The 18,543-nt window shown below is 64.2% G+C and carries 13 protein-coding genes and 1 pseudogene; 12 read left to right on the top strand and 2 right to left on the bottom strand.

Annotated elements, in window-relative coordinates; all coding sequences use genetic code 11:
* Positions 1–1,453: TonB-dependent receptor (locus tag Q0L62_RS11620; RefSeq protein WP_296679945.1), on the bottom strand; the 1,453-nt coding region annotated here is incomplete at its 3' end.
* A 121-nt stretch (positions 1,454–1,574) separates the two neighbouring features.
* Between Q0L62_RS11620 and Q0L62_RS11615 the strand changes: the two genes are divergently transcribed.
* Genes Q0L62_RS11615 through Q0L62_RS11590 form a run of 6 tightly spaced genes read left to right on the top strand, consistent with a single transcriptional unit; the run spans position 1,575 to position 8,950 of the window.
* Positions 1,575–2,246, top strand: a complete 672-nt coding sequence (locus tag Q0L62_RS11615; protein WP_296679943.1) for a GntR family transcriptional regulator — start codon at positions 1,575–1,577, stop codon at positions 2,244–2,246.
* Positions 2,243–3,160 carry a hydroxymethylglutaryl-CoA lyase gene (locus tag Q0L62_RS11610; RefSeq protein ID WP_296679941.1) on the top strand — a complete coding sequence of 306 codons (918 nt, stop codon included), beginning with the start codon at positions 2,243–2,245 and terminating at the stop codon, positions 3,158–3,160. Before Q0L62_RS11615 ends, Q0L62_RS11610 begins: the two co-directional genes overlap by 4 nt.
* A 12-nt stretch (positions 3,161–3,172) precedes the next feature.
* Positions 3,173–5,221 carry a hydantoinase/oxoprolinase family protein gene (locus Q0L62_RS11605; protein WP_296679940.1) on the top strand — a complete coding sequence of 683 codons (2,049 nt, stop codon included), beginning with the start codon at positions 3,173–3,175 and terminating at the stop codon, positions 5,219–5,221.
* A 16-nt stretch (positions 5,222–5,237) separates the two neighbouring features.
* Positions 5,238–7,124 (top strand): hydantoinase B/oxoprolinase family protein, encoded by a 1,887-nt coding sequence (locus Q0L62_RS11600; RefSeq protein WP_296679938.1) that lies wholly within the window; start codon positions 5,238–5,240, stop codon positions 7,122–7,124.
* A 3-nt stretch (positions 7,125–7,127) separates the two neighbouring features.
* Complete coding sequence (locus Q0L62_RS11595; protein ID WP_296679936.1) at positions 7,128–8,318, top strand: CoA transferase; 1,191 nt, start codon at positions 7,128–7,130, stop codon at positions 8,316–8,318.
* Positions 8,318–8,950 carry an isochorismatase family protein gene (locus Q0L62_RS11590; protein ID WP_296679934.1) on the top strand — a complete coding sequence of 211 codons (633 nt, stop codon included), beginning with the start codon at positions 8,318–8,320 and terminating at the stop codon, positions 8,948–8,950. Before Q0L62_RS11595 ends, Q0L62_RS11590 begins: the two co-directional genes overlap by 1 nt.
* Here Q0L62_RS11590 and Q0L62_RS11585 read toward each other — a convergent pair.
* Positions 8,947–10,890: a beta-galactosidase gene (locus Q0L62_RS11585; RefSeq protein WP_296679932.1), complete on the bottom strand. Its 1,944-nt coding sequence runs from the start codon at positions 10,888–10,890 to the stop codon at positions 8,947–8,949. The two genes, Q0L62_RS11590 and Q0L62_RS11585, sit on opposite strands and share 4 nt — an antisense overlap.
* A gap of 160 nt (positions 10,891–11,050) precedes the next feature.
* On the opposite strand from Q0L62_RS11585, the gene Q0L62_RS11580 reads away from it, so the two are divergent.
* The 6 genes and pseudogenes from Q0L62_RS11580 to Q0L62_RS11555 form a co-directional block, all read left to right on the top strand.
* The gene (locus Q0L62_RS11580; protein WP_296679931.1) at positions 11,051–12,085 is read left to right on the top strand and encodes a UDP-glucose--hexose-1-phosphate uridylyltransferase; all 1,035 of its coding nucleotides are present in this window, start codon (positions 11,051–11,053) and stop codon (positions 12,083–12,085) included.
* Positions 12,082–13,215, top strand: coding sequence for a galactokinase (gene galK / locus Q0L62_RS11575; protein ID WP_296679930.1), 1,134 nt, complete (start codon positions 12,082–12,084; stop codon positions 13,213–13,215). Before Q0L62_RS11580 ends, galK begins: the two co-directional genes overlap by 4 nt.
* 294 nt (positions 13,216–13,509) lie before the next feature.
* Positions 13,510–15,870 (top strand): glycoside hydrolase family 3 protein, encoded by a 2,361-nt coding sequence (locus Q0L62_RS11570; RefSeq protein ID WP_296679928.1) that lies wholly within the window; start codon positions 13,510–13,512, stop codon positions 15,868–15,870.
* Positions 15,867–16,886, top strand: a complete 1,020-nt coding sequence (locus Q0L62_RS11565; RefSeq protein WP_296679925.1) for a cupin-like domain-containing protein — start codon at positions 15,867–15,869, stop codon at positions 16,884–16,886. The genes Q0L62_RS11570 and Q0L62_RS11565 overlap by 4 nt, the downstream gene beginning before the upstream one ends.
* Positions 16,887–16,900: 14 nt before the next feature.
* Positions 16,901–17,890 (top strand): glycoside hydrolase family 5 protein, encoded by a 990-nt coding sequence (locus Q0L62_RS11560; RefSeq protein ID WP_296679923.1) that lies wholly within the window; start codon positions 16,901–16,903, stop codon positions 17,888–17,890.
* 134 nt (positions 17,891–18,024) lie between these two features.
* A pseudogene (locus Q0L62_RS11555) lies at positions 18,025–18,543 on the top strand (fumarylacetoacetate hydrolase); the annotation flags it as partial.

Below are 18,543 nucleotides of genomic sequence, written 5' to 3'. Positions count from 1 at the left end.
AAACGTTGGTCTTGAAATCATCGGCCAGCAGCAAGGAAGTCGGGTTGGTCGTATTGGGCGCGTTGTAAAGCTGCTTGATCACGCCCTGCCCTTCATCCGCGCCAAGGCTGACGCCCACGGTCCGGTCGATGTGCAGGTAATAGGCGCCCAGCTGCCAGCCCAGCGGCCCGTCTCCGGTTGATGCCAGCCGCACTTCGCCGCTGATGTCCTTTTGATTGCGCAACTGATACTGGATGCCGTCGCAGGTCGTCGGGCTGTAAGGGCCGAACGTCGATCCGTTGAAAGTCGGTCCGGAAAAGATGAACGGAACCGGCGTCGCCCCGATGTTGCCGGGCTGATTGACAGGATAACCAGTCAGCGCCGCCGTGGTCGCAAAGCAGCTGTTGACTGCCGGCTGCGCAGCCGGATTTGCGGCAAAGATATAGCGGGCAAAATCGGCGGAGGTGCCGTCTGCAACCAGATCCTGCTTGATGTTGGAATACAGCGCCCAGGCGGTCAGCTTCACCGATCCGAAATCGTGGTCCAGCTTGGCCGATACGTCAAAACTGGTCTGGTCGTTGGTTGGACGGATATTATTGTAGAAATTGAACGGATGGCGGTTCACGTCTTCGTAATAGGCAGGATTGATCCCGGCAAAGTTGGGCAACGCAAACGCCGCATTGAACGGCAGCGAAGCGCCGTGAAACTCGGCATAGCGGGCCTTCAGATCGACCGTGGTGTCGCTGTCCATGCCCAGCATCACGCGCCCATCGACCGACCATGACCGGTGATCATCGACAACGCTGGCATTGTTGAGAAAGCTGTTCTTGTAGAACCCGTCACTGCGTTCGTATCCGCCCGACAGGACAAAGCCCGCGCCGTCCATCAGCGGCCCAGCGATATAGGCGGACGTGCTCCACGTGTTGTGTTCGCCATAGGATCCTTTGACCCCGCCTGACAGGGTTTGGGTTGGCTTGAGCGTCTGCACCACGATCGCACCGGCTGCGGCATTGCGGCCATAAATTGCGCCCTGCGGGCCTTTGAGTATTTCGACCTGGCGCAAAGTGCCCTGATCCTGGTTCAATTGCGCGGTATTGGTCTTTAGAATGCCGTCGACCACCAGCGCGACCGAACTTTCCGCATCGCGCGCACCGTTCATTCCGCGAATATTGATCTGGGTATCGCCCGCCTCTGCCGTGCCGGTGACGATCGTCACGCCGGGGGTGAGCTGGACGAAATCTTCCGCCTTGGTCGCGCCGGTCCGTTCCAGCGCGGCCGCGGTCAGCACTGCGACCGATGCGGGGACATCCTGCAGCCGCTCGTTCTGGCGGCGCGCTGTGACAATGATGGCGCCTTCGTCCTCATCGGCAGACGCCGTGGTGCCTGTCGGGGCCGCATCCTGCGCCATGGCAGGCGCCGAAGCGAGAGCAAGACCGGCGATCGAGGCTGACAGCAGCCAGTTGGTGGCACGCATAGATGGACTCCCTGTTGTCTCCAGCGCCGCGAAAAAATTATGCCCTCACAGCCTTCGCGGGTTGCTAGGGACGCAGCCTATTGTATACAAATGGTCGAGGTCAAGCAATTTGGGAGCTTTCATGTCACGCGCCAGTGACCGTGCCTATGCCGGGATCCGCAGCATGATCCTGTCGGGCGAGCTGCCCGCCGGATCGCAGCTGGGCGAAGAGGCGTTGGCCGAACGCTGCGGCGTGTCGCGTACCCCGGTGCGCGACGCCTTGCGCCGGCTGGAAAGCGAACTGCTGGTCAAGCGGAACGAGGCGCAGCGCAGCTTTGTTGCCGACTGGTCGCTGGGCGATGTCGCTGATGCATTTGAACTGCGCGCCATGCTGGAAGGCCACGCCGCGCGGCGCGCGGCAGAACGGATGGACGATGCCGCGCTCCAGGCGCTGCGGCGCTGCAATCAGGCGATACTGCGCGCGGTACAGGCTGACCCGCCCGACGTTGGCGCCTTTCTTGAAGGCAACCGCGAGTTTCATGCAATCATCCTCGATACCGCGCAGTCGCGGCGCCTTTCAGCGATGCTGGCAGCGCTGATCGAACAGCCGGTGATCTGGCGCACTGCGCACCATTACGGCCGTGATGCGCTGCGCCGGTCGCACGGCGAACACGACGAGCTGCTGGCCGCCTTTGCCCGCCGCGACGGGGCCTGGGCCGAAGCCGTCATGGCGGCGCATATCCGCCGGGCCTTCCACGCCTATGCCGATGCCCATCAGGGCCTGACGGCAATCGATGCAGCGCGGGTATCATGACCGGTTTGTATACATCGTCGATCGAGATGGTCGAAGTTTCACCGCGCGACGGGCTGCAGAACGAAAAGCGCGAGATCGCAACCGCCGACAAGCTTGCCCTGATTTCCCGCGCCATTTCTGCCGGGACGCGCCGGATCGAAGTGACCAGCTTTGTCAACCCGCGCGCGGTACCGCAGATGGCCGATGCCGAAGCGGTCTGCGCCGCGTTGCCGAGCCGTGATGACGTCACGTATATCGGACTGGTCATGAACCAGCGCGGCGCGGACCGGGCACTGGCCACTAGGCGGATAGACCAGTTGGGCGCGGTTGCGGTGACCACCGATACCTTCGCCATGGCCAACCAGGGTCAAAGCAGTGACGGATCGGTAGATGCGGCCAGGGCGATTATAGAAATGGCGCGCGCTTCAGGGCGTACCGGCCAGGCAACCATTGCCGCCAGTTTTGGCTGCCCGTTCGAAGGCGAGGTGGCCGAGGACCGGGTGCTGGCGATGGCGCTGGCGATTGCCGAGGCGGGCGCGGTCGAAATCGGGCTGGCCGATACCATCGGAGTCGCCAACCCGGCCCATGTCGCGCGGCTGGTGGCACGCGTGCGCGAAGCGATCGCGCCGCTGCCGGTGCGGGTTCACTTTCACAACACCCGCGGGACCGGCCTTGCCAATGTCTGGGCGGCGCTGGGCGCTGGGGCGGTCACCGTTGATGCTTCTATCGGCGGGCTTGGCGGCTGTCCCTTCGCGCCGGGCGCAGCGGGCAATGTCGCCACCGAAGACGTGGTCAACATGCTGGAACGCGCCGGGATCGCAACCGGACTGAACCTGGCCGCCCTTATTGAAACGAACCACTGGCTGGCCGGTGTGATGGATCGCAGATTGCCCGGAATGGTGGCGCATACGCCCGCCTTCCCCGCGGCCGCTTAGGAGAAGACAAGCATGGGTTATCGCCTTGGCGTCGATGTTGGCGGCACATTTACCGATCTTCTGCTGTTTGATACCGCAAGCGGCGCGTTCTGGCGGCACAAAACTCCGTCCACCCCGCACGACAGTTCCGAAGGGATCCTGACCGGGGTCACTGCAATCTGCGCCGATGCGGGCATTGCGCCGGATGCCATCGATACCTTCCTGCACGGCACCACGGTTGCCACCAACGCCGTGCTGGAAGGAAAGGGCGCACGCGTAGGGCTGGTCACGACCGAGGGCTACCGCCACATCATGCAGATCGCGCGCAGTTTTGTCCCCGGCGGGCTGGCGGCGTGGATCATCTGGCCAAAGCCGACGCCGCTGGCGGCGCTGGAAGATACTGTCACGATCAAGGGCCGGATGGACGCAGACGGAAATGAAGTTCGCGCCATCGATGAAAACGACGTCCGCGATCAGCTTGGCCTGCTCAAGGCGCAAGGGGTGGAGGCGGTCACTGTCAGCCTGATCAACGCCTATGCCAGCGGCGCGCACGAAACCCGCGTTGGCCAGATCGCCGCCGAAGTGCTTCCCGGCGTGCCCGTTTCACTCAGCCATGAGGTCCTGCCTGAAATGCAGGAATACGAACGCACACTGACCACGGTGGCCAATGCGGCGGTGCGCCCGGTGGTGGGCAAGTACGTGTCCAACCTGCGCGCCAAGCTGGCAGATGCCGGAATGGCGGGGAAACTTTCGCTTTTGCGGTCTGATGGCGGCCTGATGAGCGCGCTCAAGGCGGAGGAACACCCGGTCAACATCCTGATGTCCGGCCCGGCCGGGGGGGTGACCGGGGCGCTGTGGGTTGGGCGCAATGCCGGTATCCGCAATATCCTGACGCTTGATGTTGGCGGGACCAGCACCGACGTTGCCCTGATCGAAAATCTTGAGCCGCGCCGCCAACGCACGACCGAGGTTGGCCATCTGTCGGTCCGCGCCTCGGCGCTAGACGTGAAGACGGTGGGCGCGGGCGGCGGTTCCATCGCCTATGTTCCCGACCTGACCAAGGCGCTGCGGGTCGGTCCGCAAAGCGCAGGCGCTGTCCCGGGGCCCGTCGCCTACGGCAAGGGCGGTGAGGCACCGACCGTGACCGACGCCAATGTTGTGCTGGGGTATCTGCCCGAAAACCTTCTGGGCGGCAGCTTCAAGCTGGACCGTGAAGGCGCGAAGGCAGCGGTGCAGACCATTGCCGACGCGCTGGGGATCGACCTGATGGCCGCGGCACGCGGGATCATCGATATCGTCAATGAAAACATGTTCGGCGCTTTGCGCATGATTTCGGTCCAGCAGGGCTATGACCCGCGCCACTTTGCGCTGATGGGCTTTGGCGGGGCGGGTCCGCTACACGTCAATGCAGTGGCGCGGCTGATGGGGTCGTGGCCCGCAATATCACCTGTTTCGCCAGGCGTGCTGTGCGCGCTGGGCGATGCGACAACCCGGATGCGGACCGAGACTGCCCGCAGCTTTTCGCGATTGGCGTCAACCACCAAGGCCGAGGAGCTGATCGCAATCCTGGATGAAATGGCCGCTCAGACCCGAGCCGAACTGGCATCTGACGGAGTGCCGGAGGATCAGATCACCAGCGAGTTCGAAGTGGACGTGCGCTATGCCGGGCAGGCCTTCGAAGTGCCGCTGACCATCACTGCCGATGTGCTGCGCGCCGACGGAGTGGACGGCATCCTCAAACGGTTTGACGAGGAGCACCACCGCCTGTTCACTTTCAACATGGACACCCCGCACGAGATTGTGAACCTGCGCGCGGTCGCGCTGGGCCAGGCGCTTGACCTGCCCGCTGCCGAATTGCCCAAGGGTGATGGCAATCCTGCGCCGGCCAAGATGCGCGACCACACGCTGTGGATGGATGGGCGCGAACAGGCCGCGGTGATCTATGACCGGACCAAGCTGCGCCAGGGCGATGTCATTCGCGGGCCAGCAATCGTGACCGAAATGGATTCGACCACACTGATCGAAAGCGGCTGTGTCGCCACGGTCGATGCGGTCGGCAACATCCTGATCAACCTGGTCTGAAGCGGAGACGAGAGACATGCCTGCAACCATCGTCACAACCAACCCCGCTCCTTTCACCAAGGTCGCGATCGATCCCGTTACCCTGGACATCATCGAAAACGCGCTGCGCAACGCGCGGATCGAAATGGACGCTACGCTGGTGCGCACTGCCATGTCGCCCGGGATCCGCGAACAGGGCGATGCCTTCCCGCTGATCGCCGATCACACTGGCAAGATGATTGTCGGCCAGTTCGGCAGCTTCATCGGCGGCTTCCTGGAAGGCTTCGACGGAACGCTGGAAGACGGGGACATGATCTTCCTGTCCGATCCCTATTCCTGTGAAGGCGCGATCAGCCATTCGAACGATTGGCTGGTGCTGTTGCCCGTTTTCAAGGATGGCCGCCTGCTGGCCTATACCGCGATGTTTGGCCACCAGAGCGACATCGGCGGCAAGGTGGTTGGATCGATGCCGATCAATGCCCGCTCGATTTTTGAAGAAGGGGTGCGCATTCCGCCGGTCAAGATCTGGAAAAAAGGCGAATACAACGATGATCTGATGAAGCTGGTCATGCACCAGACCCGCAAGCCGGATTGGTGCCAGGCCGATCTCAACGCGCTGATCGCCTCGTGCCGGGTCGCAGCGCGGCGCGTGATTGAAATGGCGGGCCGCTTTGGCGACGACGTATATGTCTCTGCCACGCAGGAGCTGCTGGCCCGCAACCACCGCGCGATGCAGGCGCTGATCGGCATGGCAATCGCCGAGGAGCCGGTCAGTTTCGAGGATTACATCTGCGACGACGGGGTCGGCTACGGCCCCTACAAAATCAAGTGCACGATGTGGCGTGAGAACGGCAAGGTGGTTCTCGATTTTGCGGGGACCGACCCGCAAAGCGCCGCTTCGATCAACTTCTATCTCAATGAAAACATGTTCAAGATGTTCTTCGGCATCTACATGATCATGGTCTTCGATCCGCAGATTCTGTTCAACGACGGGTTCTATGACCTGATCGACGTGCGCATCCCCGAAGGATCGCTGCTGAAGCCAAGGTTCCCCGCAGCGCTGTCGGGCCGGACCCATGCGCTGGGTCGGATTTTTGACATTCTGGGCGGTCTGCTGGGGCAGAAAACACCCGAGTTCCTCAACGCCGCCGGGTTCAGTTCCAGCCCGCACCTGTTCTATTCGGGCAACGATAACCGGCCGGGCAAGCATGGCGACTGGTTTCAGCTTTTCCAGATCGGGTTTGGTGGCATACCCGGCCGTCCGCTGGGTGACGGACCGGATGGCCATTCACTGTGGCCGGGCTTTACCAATGTACCCAACGAGTTCCTTGAACGCTATTTCCCGATGCTGATCGAACGTTACGAAACCGAGCCTGACAGCGGCGGCGCCGGGCTTCACCGTGGCGGCAACGGCATCCACATGACCTATCGCTTTCTTGCCGCAGGCACGATCTCGATCCACGATGACCGCTGGTTCGTGCCGCCGTGGGGGGTCAACGGCGGCCTGCCCGGCCAGCGCGCGCGCAAGGTACTGGAAAAGGCCGATGGCACGCAGATCATCGTCGGCAACAAGGTAGAAGACGTTAGCGTCGAAGTGGGCGATCAGCTGCACTTTATCACCTGGGGTGGCGGCGGTTGGGGCGATCCGCTGGACCGCGATCCGGCGCTGGTCGGCAAGGAGATTACCCAGGGGCTGATTACCCCCGCGGGCGCGCGCGATTATGGTGTGGTCGCCAGTGATCGCGGCGAAGTGGACGCTGCTGCAACCGCGGCATTGCGCGGGCAGATGCGCGGCAGCCGGGGTGAATTGAAGCTGTTCGACTATGGCCCATCGATTGATGAGCTGCGCGCCAATGCCCAGGCAGAAACGGGTCTTCCCGCTCCGATCCAGCCGGTCTGGACCATGGCCGAGGCAGCGGAATAGGCCATGGCGCAAGCGGGGGCATTGGCCGGGCTGCGCGTGGTCGAACTGGGCCAGCTGCTGGCCGGTCCATTTTGCGGACAGCTGCTGGGCGACATGGGCGCCGATGTTATCAAGGTCGAGCCGCCGGGCGCGGGCGATCCGATGCGCGAATGGGGCCAGGGCGCGGTCAAGGTGCAGTGGGAAGTGATTGCCCGCAACAAGCGCTCGGTCTCTGCCAATATGCGCGTGGCAGAAGGCCAGGCGCTGGTGCGGCAGCTGATCCGCCATGCCGACGTTTTGATAGAGAACTTCAAGCCCGGCACCATGGAAAAGTGGGGCCTCGATCCCGCGCGCCTGCTGGAAGACCAGCCAGGCCTGATTGTCGCGCGGATGAGCGGTTACGGCCAGACCGGACCCTATTCGGACCGCGCCGGATTTGGCGGCATTGGCGAGGCGATGGGCGGCTGGCGCTATATCGTGGGCGAACCTGATCGTGCCCCCAGCCGCATGGGTGTTTCGATTGGGGATTCCCTTACCGCGACCTACGGCTGCATGGGCGTCCTTGCAGCGCTGCATCACCGTGACCGGACGGGCCAAGGCCAGGTAATCGATGCCGCGCTCTATGAAAGCGTCCTGCAGGTGATGGAGGGTCTGGTTCCTGAATATGCCTACAATGGCGTGATCCGCGAACGGTCGGGATCGATCCTGCCGGGCATCGCACCGTCCAACGTCTACACCTGCAGCGACGGCGAATACATGATCGGGGCCAACAAGGATTCGCTGTGGAAGCGGCTAGCTAGCGCGATGGGATGCCCCGAACTGGGCGATGACCCGCGCTATGCCACGCATCTGGCGCGCGGGACCAACCAGCTTGAACTGGACGCGCTGATCAACGCCTGGACCGCGACGCTGTCGGTGGACGAGGTCGATGCGCTGATGATCGCGCATTCGATCCCCGCCGGCCGGGTCTATCGAGCGCCCGAGATGCTGGCCGATCCGCACTTTCAGGCCCGCGAAGCCATTATCGATGTCGATACGCAGCGCTATGGACCACTCAAGATGCAGGGTGCCTTTCCCAAGCTGTCGGCTACGCCCAGCACCGTGCGCCGCCCTGCCCCAGCGACACCCGGACAGCACAACGCAGAGATTTACGGCGAGCTGCTGGGTTTGGATCAGGCGGAGCTTGAACGCCTTGCCGCCAGCGGCACAATCTGATGGACGAACCCGCGCTGACCGACAATTACCGCGGCGCTTTTGATGGACATCTACCGCCGCCCCGCCGCCCTGCGGTGCTGATCGTCGATGTTGTCATGGCTTACCTGGATCCAGCGTCACCGCTTTACGCCGGGGTCGAACAGGCGCTGGCCAGCTGCGTCCGGCTGGTCCGCGCTTCCCGGGCAGGCGGCGTGCCGGTGATCTTCACCAATGTAGAATACGAACCCGGCGGCAAGGATGGCGGGGTGTTCTACCGCAAAGTACCCGCTCTCAAGGCTTTTGACCGGGGATCACCGCTCGGCAAGTTTCCGCCGTCGCTGCAACCACAAGACGGCGATGCCGTGATTACCAAGCAATACGCCTCGGCCTTTTTCGGCACGCCGCTGGCGGCTGTGCTGCGCGAAAGGCACATCGACGGGCTGCTGATCGGCGGATTTTCAACCTCTGGCTGCGTCCGGGCAACCGCGCTTGATGCGTGCCAGAACGGGTTCCTGCCCTTTGTGGTCAGTGACGCCTGCGGTGATCGTCACCCCGATCCGCACCAGGCCAACCTGTTCGACCTGCAAGCCAAATACGCTGAAGTCATCGGCGAGGCGGCGGCGTTGGAGATTATCGCCGGGGCTCAGGTCTAGGCCTTGAGAACGCAGACCGATGCCGGATCCATCCGCCGCGCTCCCAGTATCGGTGTTCCGGCCTGCGATCGCGGCAGTTCGGCGGCCATCGCGCTGTAATTGAAAGCAAAGGTCAGTTCGCCCGCGCGGCGCAGGCGCACCCCGTCGGGCAAGGTGTGGCACGCCAGCCCGGCATCGCCGGCCGCGCGGCCCAGCAGCGCATCGACAAGATCCCGTTCCGGCCAGCTGGCTAGATAGCGCGTGCGCCCGTACCGCCAGCCTGCCACCGTTCCGTCTGCCGCGACGAACTCGGCCTCGGCGTCCCCTTCGGCATGGTCCAGCCAGCGCGCGGCGTGCCAGCCGTCGCCCTGATGGGAAAGACCCGGCGGCAGGCTTTCGACATGGGTAACTTTAAGCGGCAGCAGCGGCCGGAGAACGCCGGGGGCCAGGCCATCGGGAATGGCAAACTCGGCGGTGCGGCTGCCGCTGCGCGGGCCGATCACGATCTGCCCGGCAAAGTTTTGCAGCTCTCCAACCAGGCCTTCCGGCACGTGCGGCAGGCACGGGACAACGCACAGCGCATAGCCATCAAGCGAGCGCCCGGGCGGAACGATGTCCACATTAAGCCCCATGCGGCGCAGCGCCGAATAGCATTCAAACGCCGCCCACAGCGCTGAAAAGCCGCGGCCTTGTGGCTGGATCTGGGTGATCCAGTCAGCATCATAGGAAAAGACCAGCGCCGCCTGCCGTGTGGCCGCGCCAGCCGGGCCAAGCGCCGCAATATCATCCGCTGCCGCGCGTGCCTCGGCCAAGCCGGGCGCGGCACTGCTGTCGGGGCGCAGCAGACCGGCGTGGTTCTGTTCCTGCGCCATGGGGAACTGCCGCCAGCGGAAATAACTGACCAGCTCGGCGCCGTGGGCCATCGCTTCCAGTGTCCACAACCGCACCATGCCGGGCAGCGGCGCGGGGTTATGGGCCGACCAGTTGACCGGCCCGGGCTGCTGCTCGATCACCCACCAGCGCCCGCCTTGTGTGCAGCCGCGATACAGATCGTGGTGAAACGCAGCGATATCAGGGTGACCCTGCCGGGCGTAGGCCAGCTTGTCCGCCGCATCGAACCGAAAGCTGTCAAGGAAACCCAGCGGATAGCTGTCCCACCCCACCACATCCAGATCGGCGGCCAGATCGTGATGATCGAACTGGGTGAAGAACCCCATGGCGTTGTGCATCACGTCACGGCCCGGTGACAGGTCGCGCAGCGCCTCCACCTGGGCGCGGTTGAAGGCAGCGACCTGATCTGATGAGAACCGGCGGAATGCCAGCCAATGTGCCGGGTTCGCCTCGGTCACGGTCTGGTTGGGCAGGTCGACCGCGCAAAAGCTGGGATATTCCATGGACCAGAACACGTTGCCCCAGGCCTGGTTCAAGTGCTCAATGGTGCCATAGCGGGCTTTCAGCCAGTGACGAAAGGCCTTGAGCGCTGATGCAGAATAGCTGATTGCGGTATCGTGGCAGCCGTATTCGTTATCGGTCTGCCAGGCCACAACCGCCGGATTTTGGCCATAGCGTTCTGCCACAGCGCGGGTAATCCGCACGGCCTCATCCCGGTAGGGGGCATGGCTGAAGCAATAGTGCCGCCGCGATCCGAACCCGCGCGGGTGTCCATCCGCATCCAGCGCGACCATATCTGGCATGGTGTCGACCAGCCACTTGGGCGGAGTGGCGGTGGGCGTGCCCAGGATCACGCCCAGCCCGGCGGCGTGCAGCACAGCAATCGCCCGGTCAAGCCAGCCCCAGTCAAAGCGGCCGGCCTCGGGCTCGATCCGGCTCCACGCAAACTCACCCACCCGCACCCGGCTGAGCCCGGCGGCGACCATGCGAGCGGCATCGTCCGCCCATTGCGTCTCGGGCCAGTGTTCGGGATAATAGCAGACGCCCAGGCGCATCGGTTCGGCGGTCATCCTTGGCTGCTCCCCATGCGCGCTGTTCCATCGCCGTAAATACGCTTTGCGCAGGCGATGCAAGGCTTGCGCTTGACTTGCGCGAGGGCTTTGCCGAAGCCTTGGCACGCAGGACCGTGCAAGTCTCTGCGCCCTTACCTACCGGCTGGACAATGCGGCGATGAGCGAAAACGATAATTCCCCCGCCAGCCCGGTCCCGCATCGGCGGCGCAATCTGCTGACCGGCGATTGGGTGCTGGTATCGCCCCACCGGATGACCCGGCCCTGGCAGGGAGAGGCTGCGCCCGCTGCCGCGCCGCCAGGGGCCAGCCACGATCCATCGTGCTATCTTTGCCCCGGCAACCGCCGCGCCAATGGTGAGGATAATCCGCCCTATTCCGGCACCTTCACCTTTCCCAACGACTTTGCTGCCCTGCTGCCCCAGTCGGTTGAGCCGCCACAAGGCCAGGGCCTGTTCGCCAGCCACCCGGCCCGGGGCGAGGCGCGGGTGATCTGCTATGCGCCCGATCATTCGGCGACCATGGCCCGGCTTTCCCCGCCCGCCATGGCCGAGGTAATCGCCGCCTGGTGCGACCTGTCGCGGGACCTGGGCATGCGCTGGGACCACGTCCAGATATTCGAGAACAAAGGCGCGATGATGGGCGCGTCCAGCCCGCACCCGCACGGCCAGGTCTGGGCCAGCGATTTTGTTCCCGATCTGCCCGAAGCAGAGGATCTGCATCAGCGCGATTGGCGGGCGCAGAACGGCACGGTGCTGCTCGACGCGGTTGTCGCGGCGGAAGAACAAGCCGGAACCCGGATTATCGAGGCCAATGACCACTGGATTGCCTTCGTGCCGTTCTGGGCGGCCTGGCCGTTCGAAACGCTGCTGGTCGCGCGCGGACCCGCAGCCCGGCTGGAGGATCTGGATCAGGATGCGCGCACGGCCCTGGGCACTATCCTGGCCCGCCTGCTGTCCCGCTATGACGGCCTGTTTGGCTGTGATTTCCCCTATTCAATGGGTTGGCACGGCGCGCCGCACGGGCTGGGCAGCGATACGGCGCACTGGCGGCTGCACGCGCATTTCTTTCCCCCGCTGCTGCGTTCAGCCACTGTGCGCAAGCACATGGTCGGGTTTGAACTGATGGCCGAAACCCAGCGCGACCTGACCCCGGAAGCAGCGGCAGAGCGGCTGCGCGGCGTAGTGCCGGCATGACCGTGTCCGATCTGGCCGCACGTTTCACCGCCGCGTTCGGCCATGTCCCGCAGGGCACCGTATTTGCGCCGGGCCGGGTCAATCTGATTGGGGAGCATCTTGATTATAACGGAGGGATGGTTCTGCCGATGCCGATCAGCAGCGGCACACAGGTTGCTTGGTCGCCCCGCGATGACGGCATGATAAGCGCGCTGGCCTGCGATTTTGCAGGCGATCCGGTAACCTTTACGCCGCAAGGTGATCTGGTTGGCGCACCCGGAGATTGGGCCAGCTACGTTCAGGGCATGGCCCACAGCTGCGCCGCGCGCGGTATCCCGCAAGCCGGGGCAAACCTGGCGATCAGCGGGACCATGCCGCGCGGGTCCGGATTATCGTCGTCGGCATCGCTGTGCGTTGCGGTGGGCCGCGCGCTGTGCGCTGCGGCCGGGATAGCGCAGCCCGATCAACAGCTGCTGGCCGAAGCGGCGCAGACGACCGAGCATGACTTTGCCGGGGTGCGCTGCGGGATCATGGACCAAATGGCGGTGGCCCACGCCGCGCCGGGCCAGGCCTTGGCGCTCGATTGCGGGACGCTTGCCTTCACGCGGGTCGCCTTGCCGCGCGGCTGGACGGTGCTGATTGTCCAGTCCGGCGTCGAACGCGGCCTGGTCGACGGAGAATACAATGCGCGGCGCCAGGATTGCGAAGTGGCCGCGTCAGCCCTTGGCGCGGCAAATCTGGCCCATGCCAGCGCCGATGATCTGGCCCGTGCCGGACTTGATGCACGGGTCCTGCGCCGGGCCCGTCACGTAATCACTGAGCAGGCCCGCACCCAAGCCGCGATAGCTGCGCTGCAAGCGGCCGACCTGGTCACATTGGGCCGTCTGATGCGCGAAAGCCACGCCAGCCTGCGCGACGATTTTGAAGTCAGCGTGCCCGCAGTCGACGCGCTGGTCGACGTGCTGAATCAAGCAATCGGGCAACAGGGCGGTGCCAGGATGACCGGCGGCGGATTTGGCGGAGCGGTTGTGGCGGCACTGCATGACGGTCAGGTCGAAGCCGTGCTGTGCGCGCTGCAGGCCGGTTACCGCACACCGCAAGGCGGCCCTGCTCCGATAATGCTGGAACGGGGCGCAGCGTCTGCGGATTGAACAGTACTTCGATCTTGGCAGAAGTGAACCCATCGGGGGCCCGCACCGCAGCGGCGAATGCGGTCAATCCGTTTGCGGCACAAACATATCAACCCCACTTCCATAACCCGACAATCACGCTATGGTAGCGGTAACATTTTGTGTTGGGAGTGGGCTATGCGGGGTTTTTGGCCGGTTGTGGCGGCGTGTTCGGCAATTGCGGGATGCTCCACCCCGCCGCCGGCGTCGGGGCCCGCGCCGCAGTCGCTGCGCGGCGTTGCGGATCCGGCAATCTGGCCGAAATACACATATCCCGTGGTCACACCGCCAACGGAAAAGGCGCAGATAGCGGCGCTGATGGCGCGCATGACCTTGCCCGAAAAAATCGGGCAGCTGGTCCAGGCCGACCTGTGCTGTGTGACCCCGGCAGATGTCCGGCAGTACCATCTCGGGTCAATCTTGGTTGGCGGCAATAGCGGACCAGGCGGCAACGATTTTGCGCTTGCACCGCAATGGCTGAAGGCTGCTGACGATTTCTGGGCGGCATCGGTAGACACATCGCAAGGCGCGGTTGGCATCCCGATCATCTGGGGGATCGACGCAGTTCACGGCAATTCCAACATCATCGGTGCCACGCTGTTTCCGCACAACGTTGGCCTGGGCGCAGCCCACGATCCCGCCCTGATCGAACGGATCGGCGCGATCACCGCAACCGAAATCCGCGTGACCGGACAGGAATGGACCTTCGCGCCCACGGTAACTGTCCCGCAGGATTACCGCTGGGGCCGTGCCTATGAAGGCTATTCGTCCGATCCCAGGCTGGTGGCCAGCTATGTCGGGGCGATGGTGCGCGGCCTGCAAGGACCGCCCGATCAGCGCGATCTTCTTGCCCGCGGTAAGGTCATCGCCTCGACCAAGCATTTCCTGGCCGATGGCGGAACAAAGGACGGGGTCGACCAGGGCGATGCCGACATCGCTGAAACCGAACTGCGCGATATTCACGGCCTTCCCTATGGCCCGGCGGTGGAAAACGGCGTTGCGACGGTTATGGCCAGTTTTTCCAGCTGGCAGGGCGTCAAGATGGCGGGCAACCGCAGTCTGCTGACGGGCGTATTGAAGGACCGCATGGATTTTGGCGGTTTCCTGGTGACCGACTGGAACTCTCATGGCCAGGTGGCTGGCTGCACCAACGATTCGTGCCCGCAGGCGCTGGAAGCCGGGGTCGATATGTATATGGCGCCCGATACGTGGAAGGCGATCTATGCCGATCTGCTTGCCCGCGCCCGCGCCGGGACACTGCCGATTGACCGGATCGACGATGCCGTACGCCGTGTGCTTGACGTGAAAAGCCGGCTGGGTCTGTTTGGCGCCGGCAAGCCATCGTCGCGCCCATTGTCGGGACGGTTTGATCTGCTTGGTGCACCCGAACACCGGGCCGTGGCGCGCGAAGCCGTGCGCAAAAGCCTGGTCCTGCTGAAGAACCAGGGGGTTTTGCCGATCAAGGCTGGTGGCCGCTTGCTGATCGCCGGCGAAGGGACTGACGATGTGGCGCGGCAAAGCGGCGGCTGGACGATCACCTGGCAAGGCACGGGACTGGGCAATGACAAGTTTCCCGGTGCCACATCGCTTTACAGCGGGTTTCGCCAAGCGGTCGAAGCCGGCGGCGGATCGGTCGAACTGAATGCGGATGGCAATTACACGCGCAAGCCTGATGCCGCGGTAGTGGTGTTCGGGGAAAAGCCCTATGCCGAGTTTCAGGGCGACCGCGCCACGCTGGCGCTGGATAGCGATCTGACCGGCCCCTATCAGACCATGCGCAAACTCAAGGCCCAGGGCATCCCGGTCATTGCCGTCATGCTGACGGGGCGGCCGCTGTATACCAACCCGGCGCTGAACCTTGCCGATGCCTTTGTCGTGGCGTGGCTGCCGGGATCGGAAGGCGGCGGGGTTGCCGACGTGCTGGTGGGCGATGGCAAGGGACGGCCGCGGTTCGATTTTACCGGCTCTCTGGCCGCACGCTGGCCGCTTACCCCGAACATGCGCGAAGGGGTGCTTTATGACATGAACTTCGGGCTGAGCTATGCCAGCCCCGCGCCCGGCCCGTGGAAGCCGCTGCGCGAAGTCGATGCGTCGCAGGCGATGGATTCGCGGACCTGGTTTACCGCCGGACGGGCTGCGGCCAGCTGGTCGTTGCTGGTCGAAGGCATCAACGGAACGGCGGATGAAACGCGCATAACCACGGTCCCTGCCGAAGCCCTGGGCGGCCGGGTCAAGATTACGGCCCTTGATTACCGGGTGCAGGAAGGGGCGCGCCGTTTTACCGTTACCGGCGGGCCGGCGGCCATAGCGCTGCGCAATTTTTCGCCGGTCAACCTGGACCGCGAAACAAACGCCGATGTCCTGCTATTGTTCACGGCGCGTGTATTTGGCGCTCCCGAAAGCGCCGCACTGACCCTGGTCGGCGCCAAAGGCAGCGGCTCTCTGCCCGTTTCGCTGACACCGGGCGATCGGTTTGTCCGCTATGGCGTTGCTCTTAAATGCCTGCGCGGCCGCGGTGCGGATGTCACCGCGCTGACCAAGCCGTTCGTACTATCAACCCAGGGCGCTGCCGATATCGCACTGGGTGAAGTGCGGCTTGGCATGGATGCCGAGGTCGTGTTGCCCTGCCCGGCATGATTTGCGCCCCAGCCATGCGCCCGGTGGCCGAAATGCCGCCGTGCGGCGCGCAGACGTTCGCCCGCGAACAGCGCCCGCTTTACCGCCCGGTAGTGATCCGCGCGATCGCGGCGGACTGGCCGGTCGTGCGGACGGCGCAGCAGGGAAACGGCGCCCTGCTTGATCAAATACGGGCCATGGACAGCGGTGCCGCGGCGGAAACCATGATCGCCCCGCAAGCTGCCCGCGGCCGTTTTTTCTATGCTGACGACATGCGCGGTTTCAATTTTCGGCGCGAACAGCTGTCCCTGGGCGATCTGGCTGAACACCTGGCCCTGATCGAAACCGATCCTGAACCGATCGGCATTTATGCCGGGGCCGCGGCGGCAGAACGCCACTTGCCGGGCTTCACGCAGGCCAATCCGTTTCCCCTTGCCGAAGCGGCGCAGGCGCAATGCCGCCTGTGGCTTGGCAATGCAACGCAGGTGGCCGCCCACTTTGACCTGTCGGACAATTTCGCGGTCGTGGCGGCGGGCCGGCGGACCTTTACCCTGTTTCCGCCAGAACAGGCCGAAAACCTGTATGTCGGGCCGCTGGACCGCACGCTGGCGGGACAGCCTGTCAGCATGGTCGATCCGCTGGCCCCCGATCTGGACCGCTATCCCCGGTTTGCCAAGGCTTCCGAGCAGGGCCTGTGCGCCGTGCTGGACCCGGGTGACGCGATCTTCATCCCGGCATTGTGGTGGCATCATGTCGCGGCCAGCAGTCCGGTCAACTTGCTGGTCAATTACTGGCACAACGATGCGCCCCGCGGCGGCGGCTTTCTGGCGATGATCCACGCGCTGATGGCGATACGGGATCTGCCGCCGGCTGAGCGCCGCGCCTGGAAAAGCTGGTTCGACACGTTCGTGTTCGGTGACGGCGCGCCGACGGCTTTCGATCACCTGCCCGATCACGCGCGCGGCGTCACGGGGCCGGTCGGGCCAGAACGCGACGCGGTGATCAGGCAATTCCTGGTCACGATACTCGGATCATAAGGGACACCCGACAAATGAAACGTGTGTGTGCATTGGCAATCGTTCTGGCAGCGGGATCCCTGCCGGCCCAGGCCCGCGACTTGCCCGTCGGGCCCTGCATCAACATGGGCAACAGCCTTGAATCAGTGCCGGAAAACGCCGGCGGCAGACGCATGATGCCAGCCGACTTCGCGCGCATCCGGGCGGCCGGATTCCAGACCGTGCGCATCCCGGTCCGCTGGTCCGCCCGCGCCGCGAAGGCCGCGCCATATACAATCAAGCCCGGTTTTCAGCGCCGCGCCGTGCAAGTGGTGGACATGGCGCTGGACGCCGGTTTGAACGTCATCGTCAACGATCATCATTATGAGGAACTGTTTACCGATCCCGCAGCCAACGCCGCCAGGCTGGCCGGGATATGGCAGCAAGTTGCCGCCGTGCTTGCCGCCCGGCCGACCCAGCGCCTGTGGTTCGAGATCGAGAACGAGCCGCACGACAAGCTTTCGAACGCCAACCTGCTGGCCACCCTGGCGCCGTCGCTGGCCGCGATCCGCGCGACCAATCCCGACCGGCCGGTGATCATCGGCGGTGATTTCTGGAGCGGGGTGGATTCGCTTGCTACGCTGCAATTGCCTGATGACCCGAATGTCTATCCGACATTTCACTATTACGAACCGTTCCGGTTCACTCACCAGGGCGCGCCCTGGATTACTTCCGACATGCCTCCGGTCGGAAGGATTTACGGGTCGAGCGAAGATAGGCAGCGCCTGAAAACCGATCTGGCCAAGGTCAAGGCCTATGCCGCGCGCACCGGGCTGACCCCGTTCATCGGGGAAACGGGCGCGTATGAAGCATATATCCCGCTGGCGCAGCGCATTCAGTATGCCAAGGCCGTCCACGATACCTTCGCCCCGGAAAATGTGGCGGTGTGCCAGTGGGCCTATACCAACACGTTCCCGTGGTACGATGCTGCGGGCAAGCGATGGCAGCCGGGACTGCGCGCCGCGATCGGCCTGCCTGAAGATTGAGCGATCTGCGCGCGGAAGGTGCCGTCACGCCTTTTCTTCCCCGCCAAGCCTGCGCCATCATCGTCCGCGACCGCGGGGCTTGCCGTTAAGGGGGCCTCCGCATATGGTAGCGCTAACAGAGAGGGGCTACAGCGGTGAATAGCGCAATGATTTCCGATTGGCTGCCGGCCGATCATCACATCGGCACCTTTCTTGGCCGCGCGCTGTCTCCCGACGGGCCCTGCGTCATCCGCATCCAGAACGGCATCATCCATGACATGACGCAGGTGGCAGCGTCCGTGTCGGGCGCGGTTATCCGCCGTATGTTCACCGGCGGCGATGCAATCGGTCCGGTCAGCCAGGGATTGCCCGATGGCTGGACCTTGCTTGCACCGGTCGATTTGCAATGCATCAAGGCTTGCGGGGTAACCTTTGCGCTGTCGGCCATCGAACGGGTGATCGAAGAGCGCGCCCGGGGCGACGGCGATCGTGCAGCGCAAATCCGCCGCGGGCTTGAAGAAACGGTCGGGGCCGGCATCCGTTCGGTCGTGCCTGGTTCGCCCGAAGCGGAACAGCTGAAAGCCGCGCTGATCGGACAGGGCATGTGGTCACAATATCTCGAAGTTGCCATTGGCCCCGATGCAGAAGTGTTTTCCAAAGCGCCGGTCCTGTCG

This window comes from Novosphingobium sp. (assembly GCF_024642085.1).
In the GTDB taxonomy this organism is placed as follows: Bacteria; Pseudomonadota; Alphaproteobacteria; order Sphingomonadales; family Sphingomonadaceae; genus Novosphingobium.
The sequence above is the reverse complement of the archived record's forward strand: the minus strand, read 5'-3'. Positions and strand labels throughout refer to the sequence as shown.

What these genes read in the sequence shown, in the direction of transcription:
- Q0L62_RS11600 (WP_296679938.1), top strand. Translation starts at nt 5,238, where the DNA reads ATGCCTGCAACCATCGTCACAACCAACCCCGCTCCTTTCACCAAGGTC.
- Q0L62_RS11565 (WP_296679925.1), top strand. Translation starts at nt 15,867, where the DNA reads ATGATTTGCGCCCCAGCCATGCGCCCGGTGGCCGAAATGCCGCCGTGC.
- Q0L62_RS11590 (WP_296679934.1), top strand. Translation starts at nt 8,318, where the DNA reads ATGGACGAACCCGCGCTGACCGACAATTACCGCGGCGCTTTTGATGGA.
- Q0L62_RS11585 (WP_296679932.1), bottom strand. Translation starts at nt 10,890, where the DNA reads ATGACCGCCGAACCGATGCGCCTGGGCGTCTGCTATTATCCCGAACAC.
- Q0L62_RS11580 (WP_296679931.1), top strand. Translation starts at nt 11,051, where the DNA reads ATGAGCGAAAACGATAATTCCCCCGCCAGCCCGGTCCCGCATCGGCGG.
- galK (WP_296679930.1), top strand. Translation starts at nt 12,082, where the DNA reads ATGACCGTGTCCGATCTGGCCGCACGTTTCACCGCCGCGTTCGGCCAT.
- Q0L62_RS11605 (WP_296679940.1), top strand. Translation starts at nt 3,173, where the DNA reads ATGGGTTATCGCCTTGGCGTCGATGTTGGCGGCACATTTACCGATCTT.
- Q0L62_RS11610 (WP_296679941.1), top strand. Translation starts at nt 2,243, where the DNA reads ATGACCGGTTTGTATACATCGTCGATCGAGATGGTCGAAGTTTCACCG.
- Q0L62_RS11595 (WP_296679936.1), top strand. Translation starts at nt 7,128, where the DNA reads ATGGCGCAAGCGGGGGCATTGGCCGGGCTGCGCGTGGTCGAACTGGGC.
- Q0L62_RS11560 (WP_296679923.1), top strand. Translation starts at nt 16,901, where the DNA reads ATGAAACGTGTGTGTGCATTGGCAATCGTTCTGGCAGCGGGATCCCTG.
- Q0L62_RS11615 (WP_296679943.1), top strand. Translation starts at nt 1,575, where the DNA reads ATGTCACGCGCCAGTGACCGTGCCTATGCCGGGATCCGCAGCATGATC.